This window comes from Isoptericola sp. NPDC019571 (assembly GCF_044389385.1).
Lineage (GTDB): Bacteria > Actinomycetota > Actinomycetes > Actinomycetales > Cellulomonadaceae > Isoptericola > Isoptericola nanjingensis.
This window is the reverse complement of sequence record NZ_JBIRXZ010000010.1, coordinates 1-18,730: the sequence shown is the minus strand read 5'-3', so window position 1 is coordinate 18,730 and position 18,730 is coordinate 1. Positions and strand designations below refer to the sequence as shown.

The 18,730-nt window shown below is 74.1% G+C and carries 19 protein-coding genes and 1 tRNA gene; 10 read left to right on the top strand and 10 right to left on the bottom strand.

Translation table 11 applies throughout. The features are described from left to right. The first annotated feature begins 103 nt into the window (after positions 1-103). Positions 104-177, top strand: a tRNA-Leu gene (locus tag ACH443_RS16715). Between the two features lie 14 nt (positions 178-191). Here ACH443_RS16715 and ACH443_RS16710 read toward each other — a convergent pair. Further along, entirely contained in the window at positions 192-1,112 is a 921-nt protein-coding gene (locus ACH443_RS16710; protein ID WP_429764516.1) for a LysR family transcriptional regulator, read from the bottom strand. Positions 1,113-1,184: 72 nt separating this feature from the next. Between ACH443_RS16710 and ACH443_RS16705 the strand changes: the two genes are divergently transcribed. From ACH443_RS16705 to ACH443_RS16695, 3 genes are read left to right on the top strand one after another with little or no spacing between them, the layout of a single operon-like run. Then, positions 1,185-2,123 (top strand): EamA family transporter, encoded by a 939-nt coding sequence (locus ACH443_RS16705; RefSeq protein WP_430590939.1) that lies wholly within the window; start codon positions 1,185-1,187, stop codon positions 2,121-2,123. A gap of 10 nt (positions 2,124-2,133) precedes the next feature. Further along, entirely contained in the window at positions 2,134-2,526 is a 393-nt protein-coding gene (locus ACH443_RS16700) for a helix-turn-helix domain-containing protein (RefSeq protein WP_430590938.1), read from the top strand. A 25-nt stretch (positions 2,527-2,551) separates the two neighbouring features. Continuing rightward, positions 2,552-3,121 carry a YciI family protein gene (locus tag ACH443_RS16695; protein ID WP_430590937.1) on the top strand — a complete coding sequence of 190 codons (570 nt, stop codon included), beginning with the start codon at positions 2,552-2,554 and terminating at the stop codon, positions 3,119-3,121. Positions 3,122-3,148: 27 nt separating this feature from the next. Here the strand turns inward: ACH443_RS16695 and ACH443_RS16690 are convergent, their stop codons facing one another. From ACH443_RS16690 to ACH443_RS16680, 3 genes are all read right to left on the bottom strand, one after another. Next, the gene (locus tag ACH443_RS16690) at positions 3,149-3,781 is read right to left on the bottom strand and encodes a ClpP family protease (protein WP_430590936.1); all 633 of its coding nucleotides are present in this window, start codon (positions 3,779-3,781) and stop codon (positions 3,149-3,151) included. After that, positions 3,781-4,407 carry a ClpP family protease gene (locus ACH443_RS16685; RefSeq protein WP_429764521.1) on the bottom strand — a complete coding sequence of 209 codons (627 nt, stop codon included), beginning with the start codon at positions 4,405-4,407 and terminating at the stop codon, positions 3,781-3,783. Before ACH443_RS16685 ends, ACH443_RS16690 begins: the two co-directional genes overlap by 1 nt. Positions 4,408-4,531: 124 nt before the next feature. Next, positions 4,532-5,059, bottom strand: coding sequence for a MarR family winged helix-turn-helix transcriptional regulator (locus ACH443_RS16680; RefSeq protein ID WP_429764522.1), 528 nt, complete (start codon positions 5,057-5,059; stop codon positions 4,532-4,534). A 149-nt stretch (positions 5,060-5,208) separates the two neighbouring features. On the opposite strand from ACH443_RS16680, the gene ACH443_RS16675 reads away from it, so the two are divergent. After that, a complete protein-coding gene (locus ACH443_RS16675; RefSeq protein ID WP_430548344.1) occupies positions 5,209-6,441 on the top strand; it encodes an MFS transporter in 1,233 nt (410 codons plus the stop codon). 18 nt (positions 6,442-6,459) lie between these two features. Here the strand turns inward: ACH443_RS16675 and ACH443_RS16670 are convergent, their stop codons facing one another. Then, positions 6,460-6,999 carry a MarR family winged helix-turn-helix transcriptional regulator gene (locus ACH443_RS16670; protein ID WP_430590935.1) on the bottom strand — a complete coding sequence of 180 codons (540 nt, stop codon included), beginning with the start codon at positions 6,997-6,999 and terminating at the stop codon, positions 6,460-6,462. 112 nt (positions 7,000-7,111) lie between these two features. Here ACH443_RS16670 and ACH443_RS16665 point away from each other — a divergent pair, with 112 nt between their 5' ends. Continuing rightward, positions 7,112-10,498: an efflux RND transporter permease subunit gene (locus ACH443_RS16665; RefSeq protein ID WP_430590934.1), complete on the top strand. Its 3,387-nt coding sequence runs from the start codon at positions 7,112-7,114 to the stop codon at positions 10,496-10,498. A 73-nt stretch (positions 10,499-10,571) separates the two neighbouring features. Here the strand turns inward: ACH443_RS16665 and ACH443_RS16660 are convergent, their stop codons facing one another. Together ACH443_RS16660 and ACH443_RS16655 are read right to left on the bottom strand one after the other, a co-directional pair. Further along, entirely contained in the window at positions 10,572-11,441 is an 870-nt protein-coding gene (locus ACH443_RS16660) for an ABC transporter permease subunit (protein ID WP_429764526.1), read from the bottom strand. Then, on the bottom strand, positions 11,438-12,406 hold the full coding sequence (locus ACH443_RS16655) for an ABC transporter ATP-binding protein (RefSeq protein ID WP_430590933.1): 969 nt from the start codon (positions 12,404-12,406) through the stop codon (positions 11,438-11,440). Before ACH443_RS16655 ends, ACH443_RS16660 begins: the two co-directional genes overlap by 4 nt. Before the next feature lie 152 nt (positions 12,407-12,558). Here ACH443_RS16655 and ACH443_RS16650 point away from each other — a divergent pair, with 152 nt between their 5' ends. Then, complete coding sequence (locus ACH443_RS16650; RefSeq protein WP_430590932.1) at positions 12,559-13,383, top strand: inositol monophosphatase family protein; 825 nt, start codon at positions 12,559-12,561, stop codon at positions 13,381-13,383. Positions 13,384-13,488: 105 nt separating this feature from the next. After that, entirely contained in the window at positions 13,489-14,376 is an 888-nt protein-coding gene (locus ACH443_RS16645) for a Bax inhibitor-1/YccA family protein (protein WP_430556903.1), read from the top strand. Between the two features lie 40 nt (positions 14,377-14,416). Here the strand turns inward: ACH443_RS16645 and ACH443_RS16640 are convergent, their stop codons facing one another. Genes ACH443_RS16640 through ACH443_RS16630 form a run of 3 tightly spaced genes read right to left on the bottom strand, consistent with a single transcriptional unit; the run spans position 14,417 to position 16,681 of the window. Beyond that, positions 14,417-15,193 (bottom strand): hypothetical protein, encoded by a 777-nt coding sequence (locus tag ACH443_RS16640; protein WP_430590931.1) that lies wholly within the window; start codon positions 15,191-15,193, stop codon positions 14,417-14,419. Next, a complete protein-coding gene (locus ACH443_RS16635) occupies positions 15,190-15,807 on the bottom strand; it encodes a TetR/AcrR family transcriptional regulator (RefSeq protein ID WP_430590930.1) in 618 nt (205 codons plus the stop codon). The genes ACH443_RS16640 and ACH443_RS16635 overlap by 4 nt, the downstream gene beginning before the upstream one ends. Then, entirely contained in the window at positions 15,800-16,681 is an 882-nt protein-coding gene (locus tag ACH443_RS16630; protein WP_430590929.1) for an alpha/beta fold hydrolase, read from the bottom strand. Before ACH443_RS16630 ends, ACH443_RS16635 begins: the two co-directional genes overlap by 8 nt. A 153-nt stretch (positions 16,682-16,834) precedes the next feature. On the opposite strand from ACH443_RS16630, the gene ACH443_RS16625 reads away from it, so the two are divergent. Both ACH443_RS16625 and ACH443_RS16620 read left to right on the top strand, forming a co-directional pair. Continuing rightward, positions 16,835-17,263 carry a YciI family protein gene (locus ACH443_RS16625; protein ID WP_429764533.1) on the top strand — a complete coding sequence of 143 codons (429 nt, stop codon included), beginning with the start codon at positions 16,835-16,837 and terminating at the stop codon, positions 17,261-17,263. Next, on the top strand, positions 17,260-18,573 hold the full coding sequence (locus ACH443_RS16620; protein WP_430590928.1) for an RNA polymerase sigma factor: 1,314 nt from the start codon (positions 17,260-17,262) through the stop codon (positions 18,571-18,573). Before ACH443_RS16625 ends, ACH443_RS16620 begins: the two co-directional genes overlap by 4 nt. Positions 18,574-18,730 lie beyond the last annotated feature (157 nt).

Genomic DNA, 18,730 nt, shown 5'->3' with positions numbered 1-18,730 from the left:
TTGCTGGCGCCCCCCCGCCCTCGGACTGGTGCCCCCGCGCCGCGGCCCGCCCCCCCCCCCCCCCCCCCCCCCCCCCCCCCCCCCCCTCTCTATCTCGGCGATGGCCCCCGTAGCCCAACTGGCAGAGGCAGCCGGCTTAAACCCGGCCCAGTCCCGGTTCGAACCCGGGCGGGGGCACCTCTGCGGGATCGTCAGCCGTCGGCGGCTCCCGCCATCTCCACCTCGACGTGGGCGCCTGCGCGGCGGAACGCGTCGACGACGCGGCGGACGGCGAGACGCTCCGCGCGATCGGGCCGCAGGACGGCGGAGACGTGCCGCGCGATGGCGACGTCGGTCAGCTCGCGCAGCACGAGGCGGTCGCCGGTGGGCGTGGTGAAGCGCGGCAGCACGGCGACCTGGTCGCCCGCGGCGACGAGCGCCTCGATGAGGCGGTTGTCGCGCAGCCGTTGCACCACGCGCAGCTCGGCCCCGGTGGCCTGCTCGACGGCGAGCCGCACGGTGTCGAACGGGTAGCCGAGGGGCACCCCGATCCAGTCCTGGTCGACGAGGTCGCGCGGCCGCACGTGCGGCAGGCGCGCGAGCGGGTGGTCGGCCGCCATCGCGATGTCGAGCGGCTCGCGGGCGAGCGGCACCACGGTCAGGCCCTCCGCCCCGGCGGGCCGCACGCTGGTGAGCGAGTGCGCGACGACGACGTCGTGGTCCGCGGTGAGCGGGCCGTACTCGGCCTCCGCGATGTCGACGTCGGCGCAGCGCAGCGCGATCGCGGTGCCGGCGAGGTCCGCCACGACGCGGGGGAGGAGGAACGTGGCGGCGCTGGCCAGCGCCGCGACGGTGACCGTACCCGACGGCTCGCCCTGGAACTCGTCCCACCGGGCCTGGACCTGCGCGAGCGCGGCGGCGACGCTCGCCCCGCCCTCGGCCAGCAGCCGGCCGGCGTCCGTGAGCCGCAGCCCGCGGCCGGACGGCTCGACGAGCGGCGTGCGCAGCTCGCGCTGGGCGGTGCGCAGCTGCTGGGACACGGCCGACGGCGTGCGGTGGGTGGCGCGGGCGACGGCGGTGACGCTGCCCCGGTCGGCGAGCTCGCGGAGCAGCTCCAGGTGCCGGACATCCATGAAGCCAGCCTACAGACAGCGTGAAGCAACTTTCGCTTGTCCTTCACGATGGTCCCGGGTGAGGCTGGGCGCATGCCCGCCCGCCACCGGCTGCTCGCCGTCCTCGTCGCCCTGCTGTGGGGGCTGAACTTCATCGCCATCGACGCGTCGCTGCAGCACTTCCCGCCGATGTTCCTCGTCGCGCTGCGGTTCGCGCTCATCGCGCTGCCCACCGTGCTCCTGGTGCCGTGGCCCGACGTCCCCGTGCGCTGGGTGGTCGGGTACGGGCTCGGTTTCGGCGCGCTGCAGTTCCTCTTCCTGTACTGGGGGATGGCGGCGGGGATGCCCGCCGGCCTCGCGTCCCTCGTGCTGCAGATGTCCGGCCCGTTCACCGTGCTGCTCGGCGCCACGTTCCTGCGCGAGCGCGTGACCGGGCGGCAGGTGCTCGGCATCCTCGTGGCCGTCGGCGGCCTCACCCTGGTGGCCTGGCAGCAGGCTGCGACCGCCACGGTCGTGCCCTTCCTGCTCACCCTGGCCGGCGCGTTCGGCTGGGCGATCGGCAACGTCTGCAACCGGCAGGCGAAGCCGCAGAGCCCGCTGCGCCTCACCCTGTGGATGTCGGTGGTGCCGCCGCTGCCGATGCTCGCGCTGTCGCTGCTGGTCGAGGGGCCGGGAGAGATCGCGCACTCCCTCACGTCGTGGGACGACCCGGGGGCCGTGGGCGCCGTCGTCGGCCTCCTGTACACGGTGGTGGTCGCGACGGTGCTCGGCTCCGGCGTGTGGACCTGGCTCATGGCCCGCCACCCCGCGGGAGTGGTCGCCCCGTTCTCGATGCTCGTGCCGGTGGTCGGGATGTCGGCGGCCTGGCTGCTGCTCGGCGAGCGGGTGTCCCCGCTCGAGGGGGTGGGCGCCGCGTTCGTCGTCGGAGGGGTGCTCTACGGCAGCAGCCGGGCCGCGCGACGGCTTCTGCCGTCAGCAGAACGCCCGCCCGTCGAGCCGCTCGCAGAGCCGTCGGGCGCCGGGCGCGGGTAGCGTCGTCGGCATGACGGCGGACATGCGGGTCGGCACGGTGGCCGAGGTGGAGCACGTGCGCGAGCCCCTGCTACGCCATCTGGTCGGTGGAATCCTGCGCCGCACCCGGCTGCGCCAGGGCCGCACCCTGCAGGAGGTCGCCGGCACGGCGCGCATGTCCACCGCGTACCTGTCCGAGGTCGAGCGCGGCCGCAAGGAAGCGTCCTCCGAGGTGCTGGCCGCGGTCTGCGCCGCGCTCGGCATCCGCCTCGTCGATCTGGTCGCCCAGGCCCACGACGCGCTCGCCGCGGCTGCCGAGCAGCAGGAGCGCGTCCGGGTGCTCACGTCGCTGCGCGACCGCGCGCCGTCGTCCCGGCACGTGCGCTCGACGACGACGTCCGACGTCGTCGCCCTCGCCGCCTAGCTGCCTCGCGCTAGCGGCGGGCGGCATGGAGTTCTTCTGCTACCACCGGGACCGTCCCGGGTCGCTCGCGCTGCGCGAGGCGCTCAACGACGAGCACCTGGCCTACATGGACCGGTTCGCGCGCGGGATGGTCGCGCGCGGCCCCACCACCGCCGACGGCGGCCGGACTCTGACCGGCAGCGTGCACATCCTCGACCTGCCCGGTCCCGCGGCCGCCCGGGCGTTCGCGTTCGACGAGCCCAACTACCAGGCCGGCGCGTACCGCGACGTGCTGCTGCGACGGTGGCGCGACCTGCTCGGGCGCACGATGTGGGAGTACCCGGGCGGGCCGGAGGGCGGCCCACGGTTCCTGGTCCTCGGGCTCGGGTGGCGGGGGAGCGGCGTGCCGCTCGTCACGGCCGGGGCGCGGGTCGGCCTCGTCGCGGCGGGCCACCTCCTGTCCGACGACGGCGCCGCCGTCCTCGGTGCGGCCGCGCTGGTCGAGGCCGCCGGGCCCGCGGACGCCCGCCGGGTGCTGGTCGTGGACGACTACGCGGACGTCGAGGTCCACGACTGGCACGTCGGCGGGCGCCCGGCGGCACGGGACGGCACCTAGGTCGGGACGGCACCTAGGTCGGGACGGTTAGGCCGCGGCGCGGTCCGACAGCTTGCGCGACGTGACGACCGCGTCCGCCACGCCGTACGCGACGGCGTCGTGCGCGGCCAGGAGGAGGTCACGGTCGGTGTCCGTCCGCAGCCGCTCCACGGTCTGCCCGGTGTGCCGGGCCAGGAGAAGCTCGGTCTCGGCGCGCAGGCGGAGCACCTCGCGGGCCTGGATGGCGAGGTCGGAGACGGTGCCCTGCCCCTGGGTGGACGGCTGGTGCAGCAGCACCCGGGAGTGCTCCAGCACCGTGCGCTTGCCGGGCGTGCCGGCGGCGAGCAGCACCGCCGCGGCGGACGCCGCCTGGCCCATGCAGGTGGTGGCGACGTCGCTGCGCACGTACTGCATCGTGTCGTAGATCGCGGTCATGGCCGTGGCCGAGCCGCCGGGGGAGTTGATGTACAGCCCGATCTCCTGCTCGGGCGCCTCGGACTCCAGGTGCAGCAGCTGCGCCATGACGACGTTCGCCACGCCGTCGTCGATCTCCGTGCCGAGGAAGATGATGCGGTCGCGCAGCAGCCGGCTGAAGACGTCCGAGTAGCGCTCGCCGAGCGGCGTGCGCTCGACGACGTTCGGGATCGTGTAGCTCATCCGCTCGTTCATCGTCGCCGTCATCACAGCCCCGCCCTCCGGCCGGCGGCCGACGGCCGCACGTCCTCCACGCTCTCGACGATCCGGTCGACCATGCCGTACTCGACCGCCTCGGTGGCGGTGAACCAGCGGTCGCGGTCGCTGTCGGCGGCGATCTGCTCCACCGTGCGGCCCGTGTGCTGCGCGGTGAGCTCGTGCATCACGCGCTTGGTGTGCTCCAGGTTCTCCGCCTGGATCGCGATGTCGACGGCGGTGCCCCCGATGCCGGCCGACGGCTGGTGCATCATCACCCGCGTGTGCGGCAGCGCGTACCGCTTGCCCTTGGTGCCGGTGGTGAGGAGGAACTGGCCCATGCTGGCGGCGAAGCCGAACCCGACCGTCACGACGTCGTTCGGCAGCAGTCGCATGGTGTCGTAGATGCCGAGCCCCGCGCTGACGGAGCCGCCGGGGGAGTTGACGTACAGGGCGACGTCGGACCGTGGGTCCTCGGCCGACAGCAGCAGGAGCTGCGCGACGACGCGGTTCGCGACGGCGTCGTCGATCTCGGTGCCGATCACCACGATGCGCTGGTGCAGCAGCCGCGCGGTGAGCTGGTCGTCGAAGGCGGGCGGGGTGGGTGGCGCCGGGGTGCTCAGTTTCGGTGTGCTCATGTCCCCACCGTCCGACGACGACGGTCGCAGCGGGAGGCTTCTCTGCCGGGAGCGCATCTGCTCAGGGCAGACGGCACGGCGCCGGTCGTGGGGCGAGGTCCACGAGAGCAGGCGCCGGCGGTCGTCAGGCCGGGGGAGTGTCCCGCTTGTAGGCGTCGAGGTCGGCGTTGAGGCGCTCGACGAGCTCGGCCAGGAGGACGCGGTCGGCGGGGCTCCAGTCGGCGAGCACGGTCGAGTACGTGGCGCTGCGTCGACGCCGCTGCGCGTGCAGGGCGGCCCGGCCGTCGGCGGTCGCGGAGACGAGGACGGCGCGGCCGTCGTGCGGGTCGCGGGAGCGCTGCACGTGGCCCGCGCGCTCGAGGGCGACGACCTGGCGGGTCACGGTGGAGGCGTCGATCCCGAGCCGGTCGGCGAGGGCCTGCACGCGCTGGGGGCCGCCGTCGCGCAGCGCGTGCAGCAGCAGGTAGCCGGAGCGGTCGAGGTCGTGGCCCCCGGTCCGGACGGTGGTCGCCGCGGTGGTGCGCTCGGCGCGGCGCAGCAGCTGGGCGAGGCCGAGCTCGACGCGGGCGACGACGTCGGGCGCCGTCGTGCCGCCGTCGTCGTCCTGGTCGGGACGCTTCTTCTCCACACTGTTTCCCCGGGAAGCGGTCATAGGTGTATCCTACAGGTAATTACCTGCATGATGCAGGCATCTTGGCGCCCCGCGCGGCTCCTCGCCGGCGACGCGAGGGCGGCGCGACGCATCGGCAGACCAGCAGCAGACGACCCCGCGGCGGCCCGTGGGGCAGGAGTGAGGAGTCCGTGGCAGGCACACGCAACGAACCGAACAAGACCGCGATCTACGCGACCGCGCTGACGGCGTTCTTCGCGATCGCGGGCATCGCCGTCGTCGACCCGATCCTCCCGGTGATCGGGGAGGCCATCGGCGCCACCACGTGGCAGATCGAGCTCCTGTTCACCGCGTACATCGCGGTCATGGCCGTCGGCATGATCCCGGCCGTGCTGGCCACGGGGAAGTTCGGCTACAAGAAGATCCTCGGCACGGGGGTCACCATCGTCGCGATCGCCGCGATCCTCGCCGCGCTGAGCACGTCGATCGGCCAGCTCGCCGCGCTGCGCGGCCTGTGGGGCCTCGGCAACGCGATGTTCTTCGCCACCGCGATGGTGCTGCTCGTCTCGCTCGCCAACGACCGCGAGTGGGTCGTCGGCATCTTCGAGACCTGCGTCGGCCTCGGGTTCGCCGTCGGCCCGCTCATCGGCGGCCTGCTCGGCAGCATCAGCTGGCGCGTGCCGTTCTTCGCGTGCGGCCTGTTCATGATCGTCGCGCTGGCGATGTCGATCACGAAGCTCAAGGACCCGGCCGAGAAGCCGGCGCCGCTGCACGTGGGCCAGGTCTTCGGGCTGTTCCGCAAGCCCGCGTTCCTCGCGCTCGCCGTCGTCACCGCCACGTACAACTTCGTGTTCTTCATCATCCTCGGCTACACGCCGATCTTCCTCGGGCTCGACGTCGTCCCCCTCGGCTTGGTGTTCACCGCCTGGGGCCTGGGCCTCGCGTTCGGCATCCTCGTCGTCGGCCACAAGCTCGCGCACACGATCGGTGCGGTGCAGACCCTGGGCATCGCCGTGGCCGGCGTGCTCGTCATGACGCTGCTGCTCGCCCTCGGCCTCCCGACGGCGGCCTCGATCGTCGTGCTCGTCGTCGCCGGCGTGTTCATGGGCATCGCCAACGCGATCCTCACCGACCTGTCGCTCGCGCTCGGCGACCCCGACCGCCGCGTCACGACCGGCGCCTTCAACCTCGTGCGCTGGGGCTTCGCCGCCCCGGCCCCGGTGATCGCCGGCCTGCTGCACCCGGTCGGCGCCTCCGCCCCCTACTGGGTCGGCGTCGGCGTGCTGGCCGTGGGCGTGATCGTCTTCCTGCTCACCGCGCACAAGATGGCCGGGCAGCTCGGCGAGAAGGTGCTGTGGTCGCGCTGGAACAAGGCGGCCGCCGCCGTCGAGGGCACGCCCGAGGAGGCCATGTCCGAGCTGTGACCCCGGCGCCCCGGGGGGTCAGCCCTCGGGGGCGTCGTCGGCCGAGCGGACGGCGTCCGCCTCGGCGCGCGCGGCCGCGAGCACGGCGGTGAGCCCGCGGCTCAGCGCCTGCAGGTCGTCGGTGGCGATCCGCTCGATCAGGCCGTGCGTCGGCTCGTCGTCCTGGGCGACGAGCCGACGCACGGCGTCCGCCCCCCGCGTCGTGGCCGCGACCAGCCGGACGCGGCGGTCGCGGGGGTCCGGCCGCCGGGACGCCATCCCGGCCGAGACCAGGCGGTCGACGATGCCCGTCACCGTCGCGGGCGCGACCCCCATGACCTCCGCCAGCCGGTGGGAGCTCGTCTCTCCGTCGAGCTGGAGGATCGCCAGCGCGCGCAGCTGCTGGACGGTCAGGCGGGTGTGCAGCAGCGGCTCCAGCCGCTGGGACAGGAAGGTCTCGCCGATGGCGTGGTGGATCCGGACCAGCTCGTCGAGCAGAGCGCGGCGCTCGTCGTCGGGGCCGGCGTTCCCGGGGGCGTCGCCGGAGGACGCGGCGGGCTCGTCGGTCGTCGGGATCACGGGGCAGACTGTATCCCGATCCCTGGGAACCCGCCGGCGTTCCTTAGCGTTACCCTAAGGAATCGCGACGGCGTCGTCGTGCCGTCCTGCCGACCGCCCGTCTGGAGTGAGCGTGTTCCGACTTGCCCGCCTGTCCCTGGCGAACCGCGCCGTCGTCGCCCTGGCGACGATCGCGATCTTCGTCTTCGGGGCGATGAGCCTGGGCTCCCTCAAGCAGGAGCTCATCCCGTCCCTGGAGCTCCCGGCGGGCGCGGTCGTCGCGACCTACCCGGGTGCGTCGCCGGAGGTGGTCGAGCAGCGCGTCACCGAGCCGCTCGAGGCCGCCGCGCAGTCCGTCGAGGGCATCGAGTCCATCGGCTCGACGGCGTCGACCGGCAGCTCGGTCACCACCGTGCAGTTCGAGTACGGCACCGACATGGACGCGGCCACCCAGCGGCTCCAGACCGCCGTCACCCGCATCCAGTCCCAGCTCCCGGAGGACGTCGAGCCGCAGGTCGTCACGGGCTCGCTCGACGACCTGCCCGTGATCCAGCTCGCAGCGGCCGGCGCGGACGGGGACGTGGACGCCGCGGCGCTCGCGGACACCGTCGACACCGTCGTCGTGCCCGCGCTCGAGGACCTGGACGGCGTGCGCTCCGTCGCCGTGACCGGCGGCGAGACCGACCAGGTGCTGGTCGACGTCAAGACGAAGAAGCTCGCCGAGGCGGGCCTCACGACGCAGGACGTCGCCGACGTGCTCAAGGACAACGGCGTGGTGCTCCCGGCGGGCACCATCACCGACGACGACGTCACCTACTCCGTGCAGGCCGGCTCCAGCATCGACAGCGTCAAGGAGCTCAAGGCGCTGCCGCTCGTGCCGGACCCGGCCGCCGCGGGCGCGACGACGGGCGCTGGCGACGCGACCGGCGGCACCACCGGCGAGGTCGGCGACGGCACGGGCGCCCCGCCCGCGGCCGACGCCGCGCAGGACCCCGCGCAGGGCGCCGAGGGCGCCACCGCCCCGCAGACCCCGGCCGCCCCGGAGCCCGTGACGCTCGCGGACGTGGCCACCGTGAAGGTCGTGCCGGTCGAGGCGACGTCGCACTCCCGGCTCGACGGCGAGTCCTCGCTGGGCGTCGCCATCACCAAGACCCCCGACGGCAACACCGTCGACGTCTCCCACGCCGTCCAGGACGCGATGGACGACCTGAAGCCCGAGCTCGAGGACGCCGGGGTCACCACCGCCGTCGTGTTCGACCAGGCGCCGTTCATCGAGGAGTCCATCGAGGGGCTCGCGACCGAGGGCGGGCTCGGCCTGCTGTTCGCCGTGATCGTCATCCTCGTGTTCCTCGTCTCGCTGCGCTCCACCCTCGTGTCGGCCGTGTCGATCCCGCTGTCGCTGGCCGTGACCTTCGTGGTCATGAACGCCACGGGCTACACGCTCAACATCCTCACGCTGGGCGCCCTGACCATCTCGATCGGTCGCGTCGTCGACGACGCCATCGTGGTCATCGAGAACATCAAGAGACACCTGTCGTACGGCGAGGACAAGAAGGCCGCCATCCTCACCGCCGTGCGCGAGGTGGGCGGCGCGATCACCGCGTCGACCATCAGCACGGTCGCCGTCTTCCTCCCGATCGCGCTGGTCGGCGGCATGGTGGGCGAGCTGTTCCGGCCCTTCGCGATGACCGTCGCGATCGCGATGCTCGCGTCGCTGGTCGTGGCGCTGACGATCGTGCCCGTGCTCGCGTACTGGTTCGTCAAGGCGCCCGCCGTCGGCACCGACCCGGCCGAGGCGGAGCGCGTCCGCGAGGCCGCCGAGGCCAAGGAGCGCCGCGGGCTGTGGCAGCGGGCGTACGTCCCCAGCCTCGGGGCCGCGCTGCGCCACCCGTGGGTCACCCTCGTCGTCGCGGTCGCCGTCCTCGGCGGCACGCTCGCGCTGGTGCCCCGCCTGGAGACCAACTTCATCGGGGACTCCGGCCAGGACACCGTCACCGTGACGCAGACGTTCGAGACCGGCGCGTCCCTCGAGGCGCAGGACGCCGCGGCGGGCGAGGTCGAGGACGCCCTGGCCGACGTCGACGCCGTCGAGAGCGTGCAGACCACGGTCGGCTCCGGCGACGCCGCGATGGCCGCGTTCATGGGCGGCGGGTCCGCGCCGCAGGCCACCTTCGCGATCACCCTCGACCCCGACGCCGACGGCGTCGAGGCGCAGAGCGAGATCCGTGACGCCGTCGAGCCGCTCGCCGACACCGGCGTCACGACCGAGGTCAGCGTCTCCGGCGGGGACTCCGGCTTCGGCTCCAGCACCGTGGACCTCGTCGTGCAGGCGCACGACAGCGACGACCTCGAGTCCGCGGCCCAGCAGGTCACCGACGCGGTGTCCGACCTGGACGGCGTGGCCGAGGTGACCAACGACCTCTCCGCCGCGCAGCAGGTCGTGCAGGTGTCCGTCGACCGCGAGAAGGCCGCCGAGGCGGGCCTGACCGAGACCCAGGTGTCCGGCATCGTGTCGGGCGCGATGGACCCGGAGCAGACCGCCGGCGAGGTGGACCTCGGCGACGGCCCGATCGACGTCGTCGTGAAGACCGGCGACGCCCCCGCCACCCAGGCCGAGATCGAGGACCTCGAGGTCCCGACCGCCACCGGCACGGTGCCGCTCACCGACGTCGCGACGGTCGAGAAGGTGGACGTGCCGACGTCGATCTCCCGCACCGACGGCCAGCGGTCCGCGACCGTGTCGGTGACGCCCGAGACGCAGGACGTCGGCACGCTCAGCGCCGACATCACCGCCGCGACGGACGACCTCGACCTGCCCGCGGGCGCGACCGTCGAGATCGGCGGCGTCGCGGCGGACCAGGCCGACGCCTTCTCCGACCTGGGCCTGGCCCTCGTGGCCGCGATCGCCATCGTCTACCTGGTGATGGTCGCGACCTTCGGGTCGCTGGTGCAGCCGCTGATCCTGCTGGTCTCGGTGCCGTTCTCGGCCACCGGCGCGCTGCTGGCGCTGCTCGCCACGGACACCCCGCTGGGCGTCCCGGCGCTGATCGGCGTGCTGATGCTCGTCGGCATCGTGGTGTCGAACGCGATCGTGCTCATCGACCTCATCAACCAGTACCGGGACCCGGCGCACGGGCACCCCCGGTCGCTGGACGAGGCGGTGCGCGAGGGCGCCCGCAAGCGTCTGCGCCCCATCGTCATGACCGCGCTGGCGACGATCTTCGCGCTGACCCCGATGGCGATCGGCCTCACCGGCGGCGGGTCGTTCATCAGCCAGCCGCTGGCGCTGGTGGTCATCGGCGGGCTCATCTCCTCGACGCTGCTCACGCTTTTCGTGGTGCCCGTGCTCTACGAGCTCATCGAGCGCCGCAAGGAGCGCCGCCGGACCAAGCGCGACTCGCGGGTGGTGCGCAAGGCCGAGAAGGCGGAGCGTGCCGCGGCGCGCGCCGCGGAGAAGGCGGAGGCGGCCGAGGAGGCCGCCGCCGTCGCCCGCCGCCAGGCGGGCACCGACCCGGCCTGATCGTCGCGGGCGCGATCTCGGGGACTGTGCGCGACCGAACAGTCCCCGAGATCGCGCCCGCAACGATCAGGGGTCAGGCGTCGCGGCGCTTGAGCGTGATCGCCGCGGCGACGAGCAGCACGACGGTGTACCCGACGAGGACGGCGTAGCCCACCCACGGGTCGAGCAGGGCGTCCGTCTCGGCGCCGCGGGAGATGATGCGCTCGCCGGCCACGCTGGGCAGCAGCTTGTTCACCCAGTCCGTCCACGCGGCGTCGGACGCCTGCACGACGATGCTGAAGATGAGCGGCACCACGAAGAAGATCGCCACGATCGTGAAGATGGCGCCGGCGCTGTGCCGCATGAGGGTGCCGACGGCGAGCGCGAACGCCGCCACCGTCGCCAGGTAGAGCACGCAGCCGACCAGCGCGCGCACCTGCTCGGGGTCGGAGAGGTCCACGCTCATCCCGGCGTCCTCGAGCAGGGGCGCAGTGGAGACGAACGCGATCACCAGGGCGACGGCCACCACGACGGCGGTGGTGAGCACGATGACGACCAGCTTGGCCCACAGCACCGGCAGGCGGCGCGGGACGGCGGCGAACGTGGACCGCACGGTGCCCGTGGAGTACTCGCTGGTGACGATGAGCGTGGCCAGCACCCCCACGGCGAGCGCGCCGAACGAGTAGCCGAACGACACGATCGTCGTGCCCGTGAGGCCGATCGCCTGCAGGCCCGGGTCCTGCGACATGCCCTCGGCCATCTCGGGGGTGTCGACCATCGTGCGGACGATCGCGGCCATCATCAGCGCCAGCCCCACCATGACGACGGCCGTGATCACCACGGTCCACACGGTGGAGCGCAGGGTGCGGAACTTGATCCACTCGCCGCGCAGCACGCGGCCGAACGTCACGCGGTGCACGACGACGGCCGGCGCGGCCTCGCGGGCGGGTGCGGTGGCGGTCATCGGGGCGCTCCGTCCGTCGTCGCGCCGGTCTCGGCGCCCGTCGCCCGGCCGGCGTCGTCCAGGGCCTCGGCTTGGTACTCGACCGAGTCGGCGGTGAGCTCGAGGTAGGCCTCCTCGAGGGTGGAGGACACGGGCGTCAGCTCGTGCAGGACGGCGCCGCCCGCGGCGGCCAGCTCGCCCACCCGGGCGGCGTCGAGGCCGGTGACCTCGAAGGCGCCGTCGTCACCCGGCGCGACGTCGCCGCCCTCGCGCCGCAGGGCGTCGGCAAGGTCGGCGGCCTGCGGCGAGCGCACCCGCACGAGGCGGCGGGAGGCGCCGTCGACGAGCTGCTGCACCGGCATGTCCGCGAGGATCCGCCCCCGCCCGATGACGATGACGTGGTCGGCGGTGAGCGCCACCTCGCTCATGAGGTGGCTGGACAGGAACACCGTGCGGCCCTCGCCCGCCAGGAAGCGGGCGAGGTTGCGCACCCACAGCACGCCCTCGGGGTCGAGGCCGTTGACGGGCTCGTCGAGGATGAGGGTGCGCGGGTCGCCCAGCAGCGCCACCGCGATGCCGAGCCGCTGCCCCATGCCGAGGGAGAAGCCGCCCACGCGCTTGCGGGCCACCGCCGAGAGGCCGGTGAGCTCGATGACCTCGTCCACCCGCGAGGGGGCGATGCCGTGGGTGGCGGCCAGCGCCAGGAGGTGCTGGCGCGCCGTGCGGCCGGGGTGCGCCGCCTTCGCCTCCAGCAGCGCGCCCACCTCGGCCAGCGGCCGGCCGTGCTGCGGGTAGGAGCTGCCGTTCACGGTGACGTTGCCCGCCGTCGGGCGGTCGAGGCCCATGATCATCCGCATGGTGGTGGACTTGCCGGCGCCGTTGGGGCCGAGGAAGCCCGTCACGACGCCGGGTTGCACGGTGAACGTCACGTCGTCCACCGCGAGCTTGGGTCCGTAGCGCTTGGTCAGGCCGTGTGCTTCGATCATGTCGCCCCTGGAGATCTTCTCGGGTGCCGTCGTCATGCCGTCGTCACGCCGTCGTCACGGGGAGCACGGGTCCTTCCCGAGCCTACGTGCGGGGCGACGCCGCGGCATGGGCAGGGGCCGGGTGATCTCCGCCGACAGGGCATGCTGCGGCCATGGATGCTCGTGACCTGCCCGGGGACCTCGACCTCGCCCTCGCGGCGGCGCTCTCCGGCGCCGCGCTGGGGCTGCGGTACTTCGCGCACGTGCGGGACCTCGCGCGCGACCACAAGCTCGACGGGTCCGTCGTGACCGAGGCCGACCTCGCGGTCGAGGAGCGGGTGCGTGCCGTGCTGCTCGCGGCACGGCCCGACGACGCGTTCCTCGGCGAGGAGACGGGCGCGCTCGGGTCCTCGGGCCACCGGTGGATCCTCGACGGCATCGACGGCACGCTCGTCTTCGTCGAGGGCGACGACCGGTGGCAGACCCTGATCGCGCTCGAGGAGGGCGGCGAGGTGACCGTCGGGGTCGCGATCCTGCCCGCGCAGGGACAGGTCTGGTACGCGGCCCGCGGCCGGGGCGCGTACGTCGCGGACGTCGTCGACGGTCACGTGACCGGCGCGCGGCGCCTGCGCGTCGGCGCGCCGCCGGGGTCGCTCGGTCCGGCGCGGACGGCGGTGCTGCCCCCGCTCGCGAAGGTGCCGGCGCGGTACCGCGCCGAGGTGGAGCCGCTCGTCGAGGTGGTCGAGGTCGCGGAGTGGCGCGTGCACGGCGCCCTGCTCGTCGCGGCCGGCGAGCTCGACCTCGCGGTCCAGGTGGGCGGCAAGGTGTGGGACTACGCGCCGCTGTCCCTCATCGTCACCGAGGCGGGCGGCGTCTTCGGCGGCGACCACGGGCAGCCGCACCCCGTGACCGGGACCGGGCTGTTCGCCGTCGACGAGGCGACGGCGGAGGCCGCGCGCGGCGTCCTCGGAAAGAGTCGCCGACCTGGGAACGTCTGAGGAACGCCGCGCGTTCACTACGATGGATCGCACGGCCAGCGACCCGGCCCTGCGCGCGCGACGACCCGTCGTCGGGCACCCGGCAGCCGCGACCAGGAGGAGTTCATGACCAACCCCGTCTTCTCGAGCAGCGACGTCTTCGGCGAGCCGCGCCGTACCGGGGCTCGCCAGGGATCCCGCCCCGGCGGCACCACCACCGCGCAGCCGCAGTACGGCGCGTACGGTGCCGGGGCGGCCGGCACCACGGGCGCGCAGGCCGCCGACGCCGCGAGCCTCGACGCCATGTACCAGGCGCCGTCCGCCACCACGGCCGACACCAAGCGCCTCACCTACGACGACGTCATCATCAAGACCGGCGGCCTGCTCGCGCTGCTGATCGTGGTGGCGGCCGCGACGTGGAACTTCGCCCCGAACCTCTGGCCGATCGGCATGATCGCCGGCCTGGTGCTGGGGCTGGTGAACGCCTTCAAGAAGAAGCCCAGCCCTGCGCTGATCATCGCCTACACGGTGGCCGAGGGCGTGTTCCTCGGTGGCATCTCGATCGCGTTCGCGTCGATCGCCGTCGGCAGCTCGGGCGCCCCGCTCTCCGGGATCGTGCTGCAGGCCGTCGTGGCGACGCTCGCGACGTTCGCCGCCGCGCTGTTCCTGTTCAAGTCCGGCAAGGTGCGCGTCACGCCGAAGTTCACCCGTTGGCTGCTCATCGCCATGGTGGGCTACCTCGTCTTCTCGCTCGTCAACGTCGTCCTGACCTGGACCGGCGTCCTCGACGGCTGGGGCATGCGCGGCGGCGTGATCGGGATCATCGTCGGGCTCGTCGCGGTCGGCCTGGCCGCCGCGTCGCTCATCGTCGACTTCGACTCGATCAAGCGCGGCGTCGAGCAGGGCGTCCCGGCGCAGTTCGCCTGGACGGCGGCCTTCGGTCTGATCGTCACCCTGGTGTGGCTGTACCTGGAGTTCCTGCGCCTGCTGGCGATCTTCCAGAGCGGCGACTGACCCTTCGGTACGCCTCCGGAACGCCTGGCCCGACGGCCGGTCACCCTGCGGGGTGGCCGGCCGTCGTCGTGCCCGGTGCCGGTGCGCGGCGCACCGCCCATGCGACCAGCAGGAGCCCGGCGGCGACCAGGACACCGTGCCCGACGCGCACCGCCGGGGTGCCGAAGAACTGCGGCAGGTAGAGCAGCAGCCCGGCGGCCAGCGGGACGCCGGCCCAGCGCGGTCGGAGCGCGCCGCGCCACCATGCGACGGCGGCGAGGACGCCGGCCGCGGCGACCAGCGCCAGGCCCAGGCCGAAGAGGGTCATCGCGGCAGGCTGCTCGCGGAGCACGTCGACGTCGGCGAGCAGCGCCGGGTCCTGCGTGCGCAGCGCGGCCTGCGCGATCGTGCGGATGCCGAAGATCTCGGCGCCGAAGTAGAGGGAGCAGAGCGCGGCCCCGGCCCAGGCGGTGACGACGGCGCCGGTGGCGGCGCGCGCACCCGGGGCGACGGTGCCCGGGGCCCTGCTCCCGCGCAGCAGCGCCCGCAGGCCGAGGAACGTCGGCGCGAGCAGGCCGAGCCCCGCGATCCCGCACAGGTGCGCCAGCACCCACCGGCCGGAGGCGAACGACTCCGCCAGCGCGGGGGTCGGCACGGACTCGTCGGGCCACGGACGGAGCGCGGGGAAGAGCAGCAGGAGCACGCCTGCCGCGACGGCGCCGCCCGCGGTCCAGGCGGTGGTCCGGGAGGTGGGCGCCGGGGTTGTCGTCGGGCCTGATGCCGGGCCTGCCGTCGGGGCGGGCATCGTCGTGCGGGCGGCGTGGGTCGTGCGGGTCATGGCTGCTCCTTCGATGCGGGCGGAGACGACGCGTCCGCGAGGGTGGTGACCCCGGCGACGAGCATGTCGACCAGGGCGTCGAAGCTGCGGTCCAGGTCCTCGGGCAGGCGGAAGCCGCCGGAGAGCTCGAGGGCGACGAAGCCGTGCACGCCGGCGCGCACCACGCGGACGGCGTCGATCGTGCGGTCGTCGGGGAGGCCGAAGCCGTGCAGCACCGCCCCGACGAGCGCGACCACGCGGGCCCCGGCGGCGCGGTGCACGGCGTCCTCGGGGGCGTCGGGGTCGGGGGCGAGCTGGACGGCGGCGTACCGGCCCGGGTGCGCGCGGGCGTAGTCCCGCCACGCGCGGGCGAGGGCGCGCAGGGCGTCGGGGCCCGCGCGGCCGACGGTCGCCGCGGCGCTCGCCGTCGTCAGCTCGTCGAGGGCGACCAGCGCGACCTCGCGGCGCAGCGCCGCCAGGGAGCCCACGTGCTTGTACAGGCTGGGGGTGGCGACCCCGGCGGACGCGGCGACCTTCGCGAGGGTGAGGTCGGCGAGCCCGGTCGGCCCGCCCGCGTCCACCTGCTCCAGGGCGAGGCGGACCACGGCGTCCCGCGACAGCCCGGCCCTAGGCACGGGCACCCCGCCCGTCGGCGCCGTTCTCCTGAGGGGCAGGGTGGGCGGCGGGCAGGCCGGCGAGGAAGTCGAGCACGGCCGGGGTCACGACCTCCGGCGCCTGGTGCTGGGGGTAGTGACCGACGCCGGGGACCAGGAGCTCCTGGCCGCCGAGCGCGTCCCGCATCCGGGCGAGCTCCGCGCCCGCGTCCTTGTAGTCGGGGTCCAGCTCGCCGACGACGACGAGCGACGGCGCCTGCACCTTCGCCACGAGCGGCTCGATCACGGAGTGGTCGAGCGCGACGGCGAGGTCGCGGAACGAGCGCAGGTGCGCCGCGTCGGCCATGCTGCGCCGGATCTGCGCAACGTGCTCCGCGTGCCGGGGGCCCTTGCGGCCCTTGGTGAACATGGAGGTGTAGAGCGACGCCCACGCCGCCGCGCCCCACGGGCGGACGAACAGCGCGCGGTACAGCAGGCGGTAGGTCCGCGCCTGGGCGGGCGACGCGGTCTCGCGCAGGTGCGGGGCGAGCAGCACCAGCCCGCGCACGAGGTCGGGGCGCTCGGCGGCGGCCCACACGGCGGCCGACCCGCCCATGGAGCTGCCCATCAGCACGGCGGGGCCGGCGTCGAGGTGCTCGACGAGGGCGACGAGGTCGGTGCCGGTGGCCACGTCGCCGTGGGCGGTGAAGGTGGTGTCGGAGTCGCCGTGGCCACGCAGGTCCGCGACGACCACGCGGTGGCCGGCAGCGACGAGCGCGGGGACGACGTCGTCGTAGGTGGAGCGGAGGTCGCCCATCCCGGGGACGGCGACGACGAGCGGGCCGCTGCCCGCGTCGGTGTACGCGATCCGCCCCTCGGGGCGGGCGAGGTATCGGAGCTCGAGCTTCGCGGTCATGTTCATAGCCATAAAGCTAATGCTGTTAGCCACGCTTGGCAAGAGGCTCTCGAAGAAACTTCCGGGGCGATGTCGATCCGGCGGTTCCCCGTTCGACCTGGGGATGAGAAGGTCGCCACGAGGGTGACCGTGACCACGACAAGGAGCGGGACGATGGCCAAGTACATGCTGATCATGCGGGGGACCGACGAGGGCCAGGCCGCGTACGAGGAGATGGACTTCACCGAGGTCATGGCGGCGATGGGCCGCTACAACGAGTCGATGATGAACGCCGGCGTGCTCGCCGCGGGCGAGGGGCTGTCCGACGCGTCCGAGGGCGCCGTCGTCGACTTCTCCACCGACACGCCCGTCGTCACCGACGGCCCCTACGGCGAGACCAAGGAGCTGTTCAACGGCTTCTGGATCGTCGACGTGGCCTCGAAGGAGGAGGCGATCGAGTGGGCCAAGCGGGCGCCGCTGAGCGGTGCGGGCACGAAGCTCGAGGTGCGTCGCGTCAACGGTCCCGAGGACTTCCCGCAGGACAACGAGTGGGTGCAGAAGGAGCAGGGGTGGCGCGAGGAGCAGGCCCAGCGGGCCCAGTGAGCGCCGTCGAACCGCACGACGAGGGCCGCGCCGACGACGGTGCGGCCCCTCGTCGCGTCGTCGAGGCGGTCTGGCGCATCGAGTCCAGCCGCATCGTCGGCGCGCTCGCCCGGTACACGAACGACTTCGCGCTCGCGGAGGACGTCGCGTCCGAGGCGCTCGCGGAGGCGCTGGTCGCCTGGCCGCGCGACGGCGTCCCGCGCGACCCGGTCGCGTGGCTGCTCGCGACCGGGCGGCGTCGCGCGATCGACGCGTTCCGGCGTCGGTCCGGGCGCGACGAGCGGTACGCGGCGCTGGCCCGCGACCTCGGCGAGGGCGGCGCCGTCACGGGCGGGCCGGGCGCCGTCGTCGAACCGGCCGACGACCTGCTGTGGGACCCGGACAAGATCGAGGACGACCGCCTCGCGCTGCTGTTCGTGGCCTGCCACCCCGTGCTGTCCAAGGAGGCGCGGGTCGCGCTGACCCTGCGCGTGGTGGCCGGGCTGAGCAGCGAGGAGATCGCGCGGGCGTTCCTCGTGCCCGTGCCCACGGTGCAGGCGCGTATCACCCGCGCGAAGAAGACGCTGACGGCGGCGCGGGTGCCGTTCGAGGTGCCGGCCGCCGAGGATCGCGCGGAACGGCTCGGCTCGGTGCTGAACGTCGTCTACCTCATCTTCTCGGAGGGGTCGACGGCGTCGGGCGGCGACGACTGGATGCGGCCCGACCTGGCGTACGAGGCCGTCCGCCTCGCCCGCGTCCTGACGCGCCTCGCGCCCGAGCCGGAGACGTTCGGGCTGCTCGCGCTGCTGGAGCTCACCACGGCGCGGTTCCCCGCGCGCACCGGGCCGGACGGCGAGCCGGTGCTGCTGGAGGACCAGGACCGGCGCCGCTGGGACCGGTCCGCGGTCCGGCGGGGACGCGACGCGCTCGCCCGGGCGGTCGCCGTCGGGCGCGGGCTGGGGCCGTACGGGCTGCAGGCCGCCATCGCGGAGCAGCACGACGTCGCGCCCTCCGTCCCCGAGACCGACTGGGACCGCATCGTCGTGCTCTACGAGGCGCTGGGCCGCGTGGCGCCGTCGCCCGTCGTCGAGCTCAACCGCGCCGTCGCGGTCGCGATGGCGGCGGGCCCGGCCGCCGGGCTCGCCGTCGTGGACGACCTCGTCGCGCGCGAGGTGCTGTCCGGGTCGTACCTGCTGCCGTCCGTGCGCGGCGAGCTGCTGGCCCGGCTGGGGCGGACCGAGGAGGCACGGGGCGAGCTGGAGCTCGCCGCCCGGCTGTGCGGCAACGCCCGCGAGCGCGGCGTGCTGGAGGCGAAGGCCGCCGCCCTCTGACCCGCGACCTGTCAGAGCCACGCGCAGGTTCTGATGGTCGTGGCCCTGACAGGTCCCTGGCCGGCGGGTTCAAGCGGTCGTCGCAACACGCGTCGTCAGGCTGCCAAGAGTAGGCGGTTGAGTGCTTCGGCGGGCTTGGCCCAGTCGAGGGTCTGGC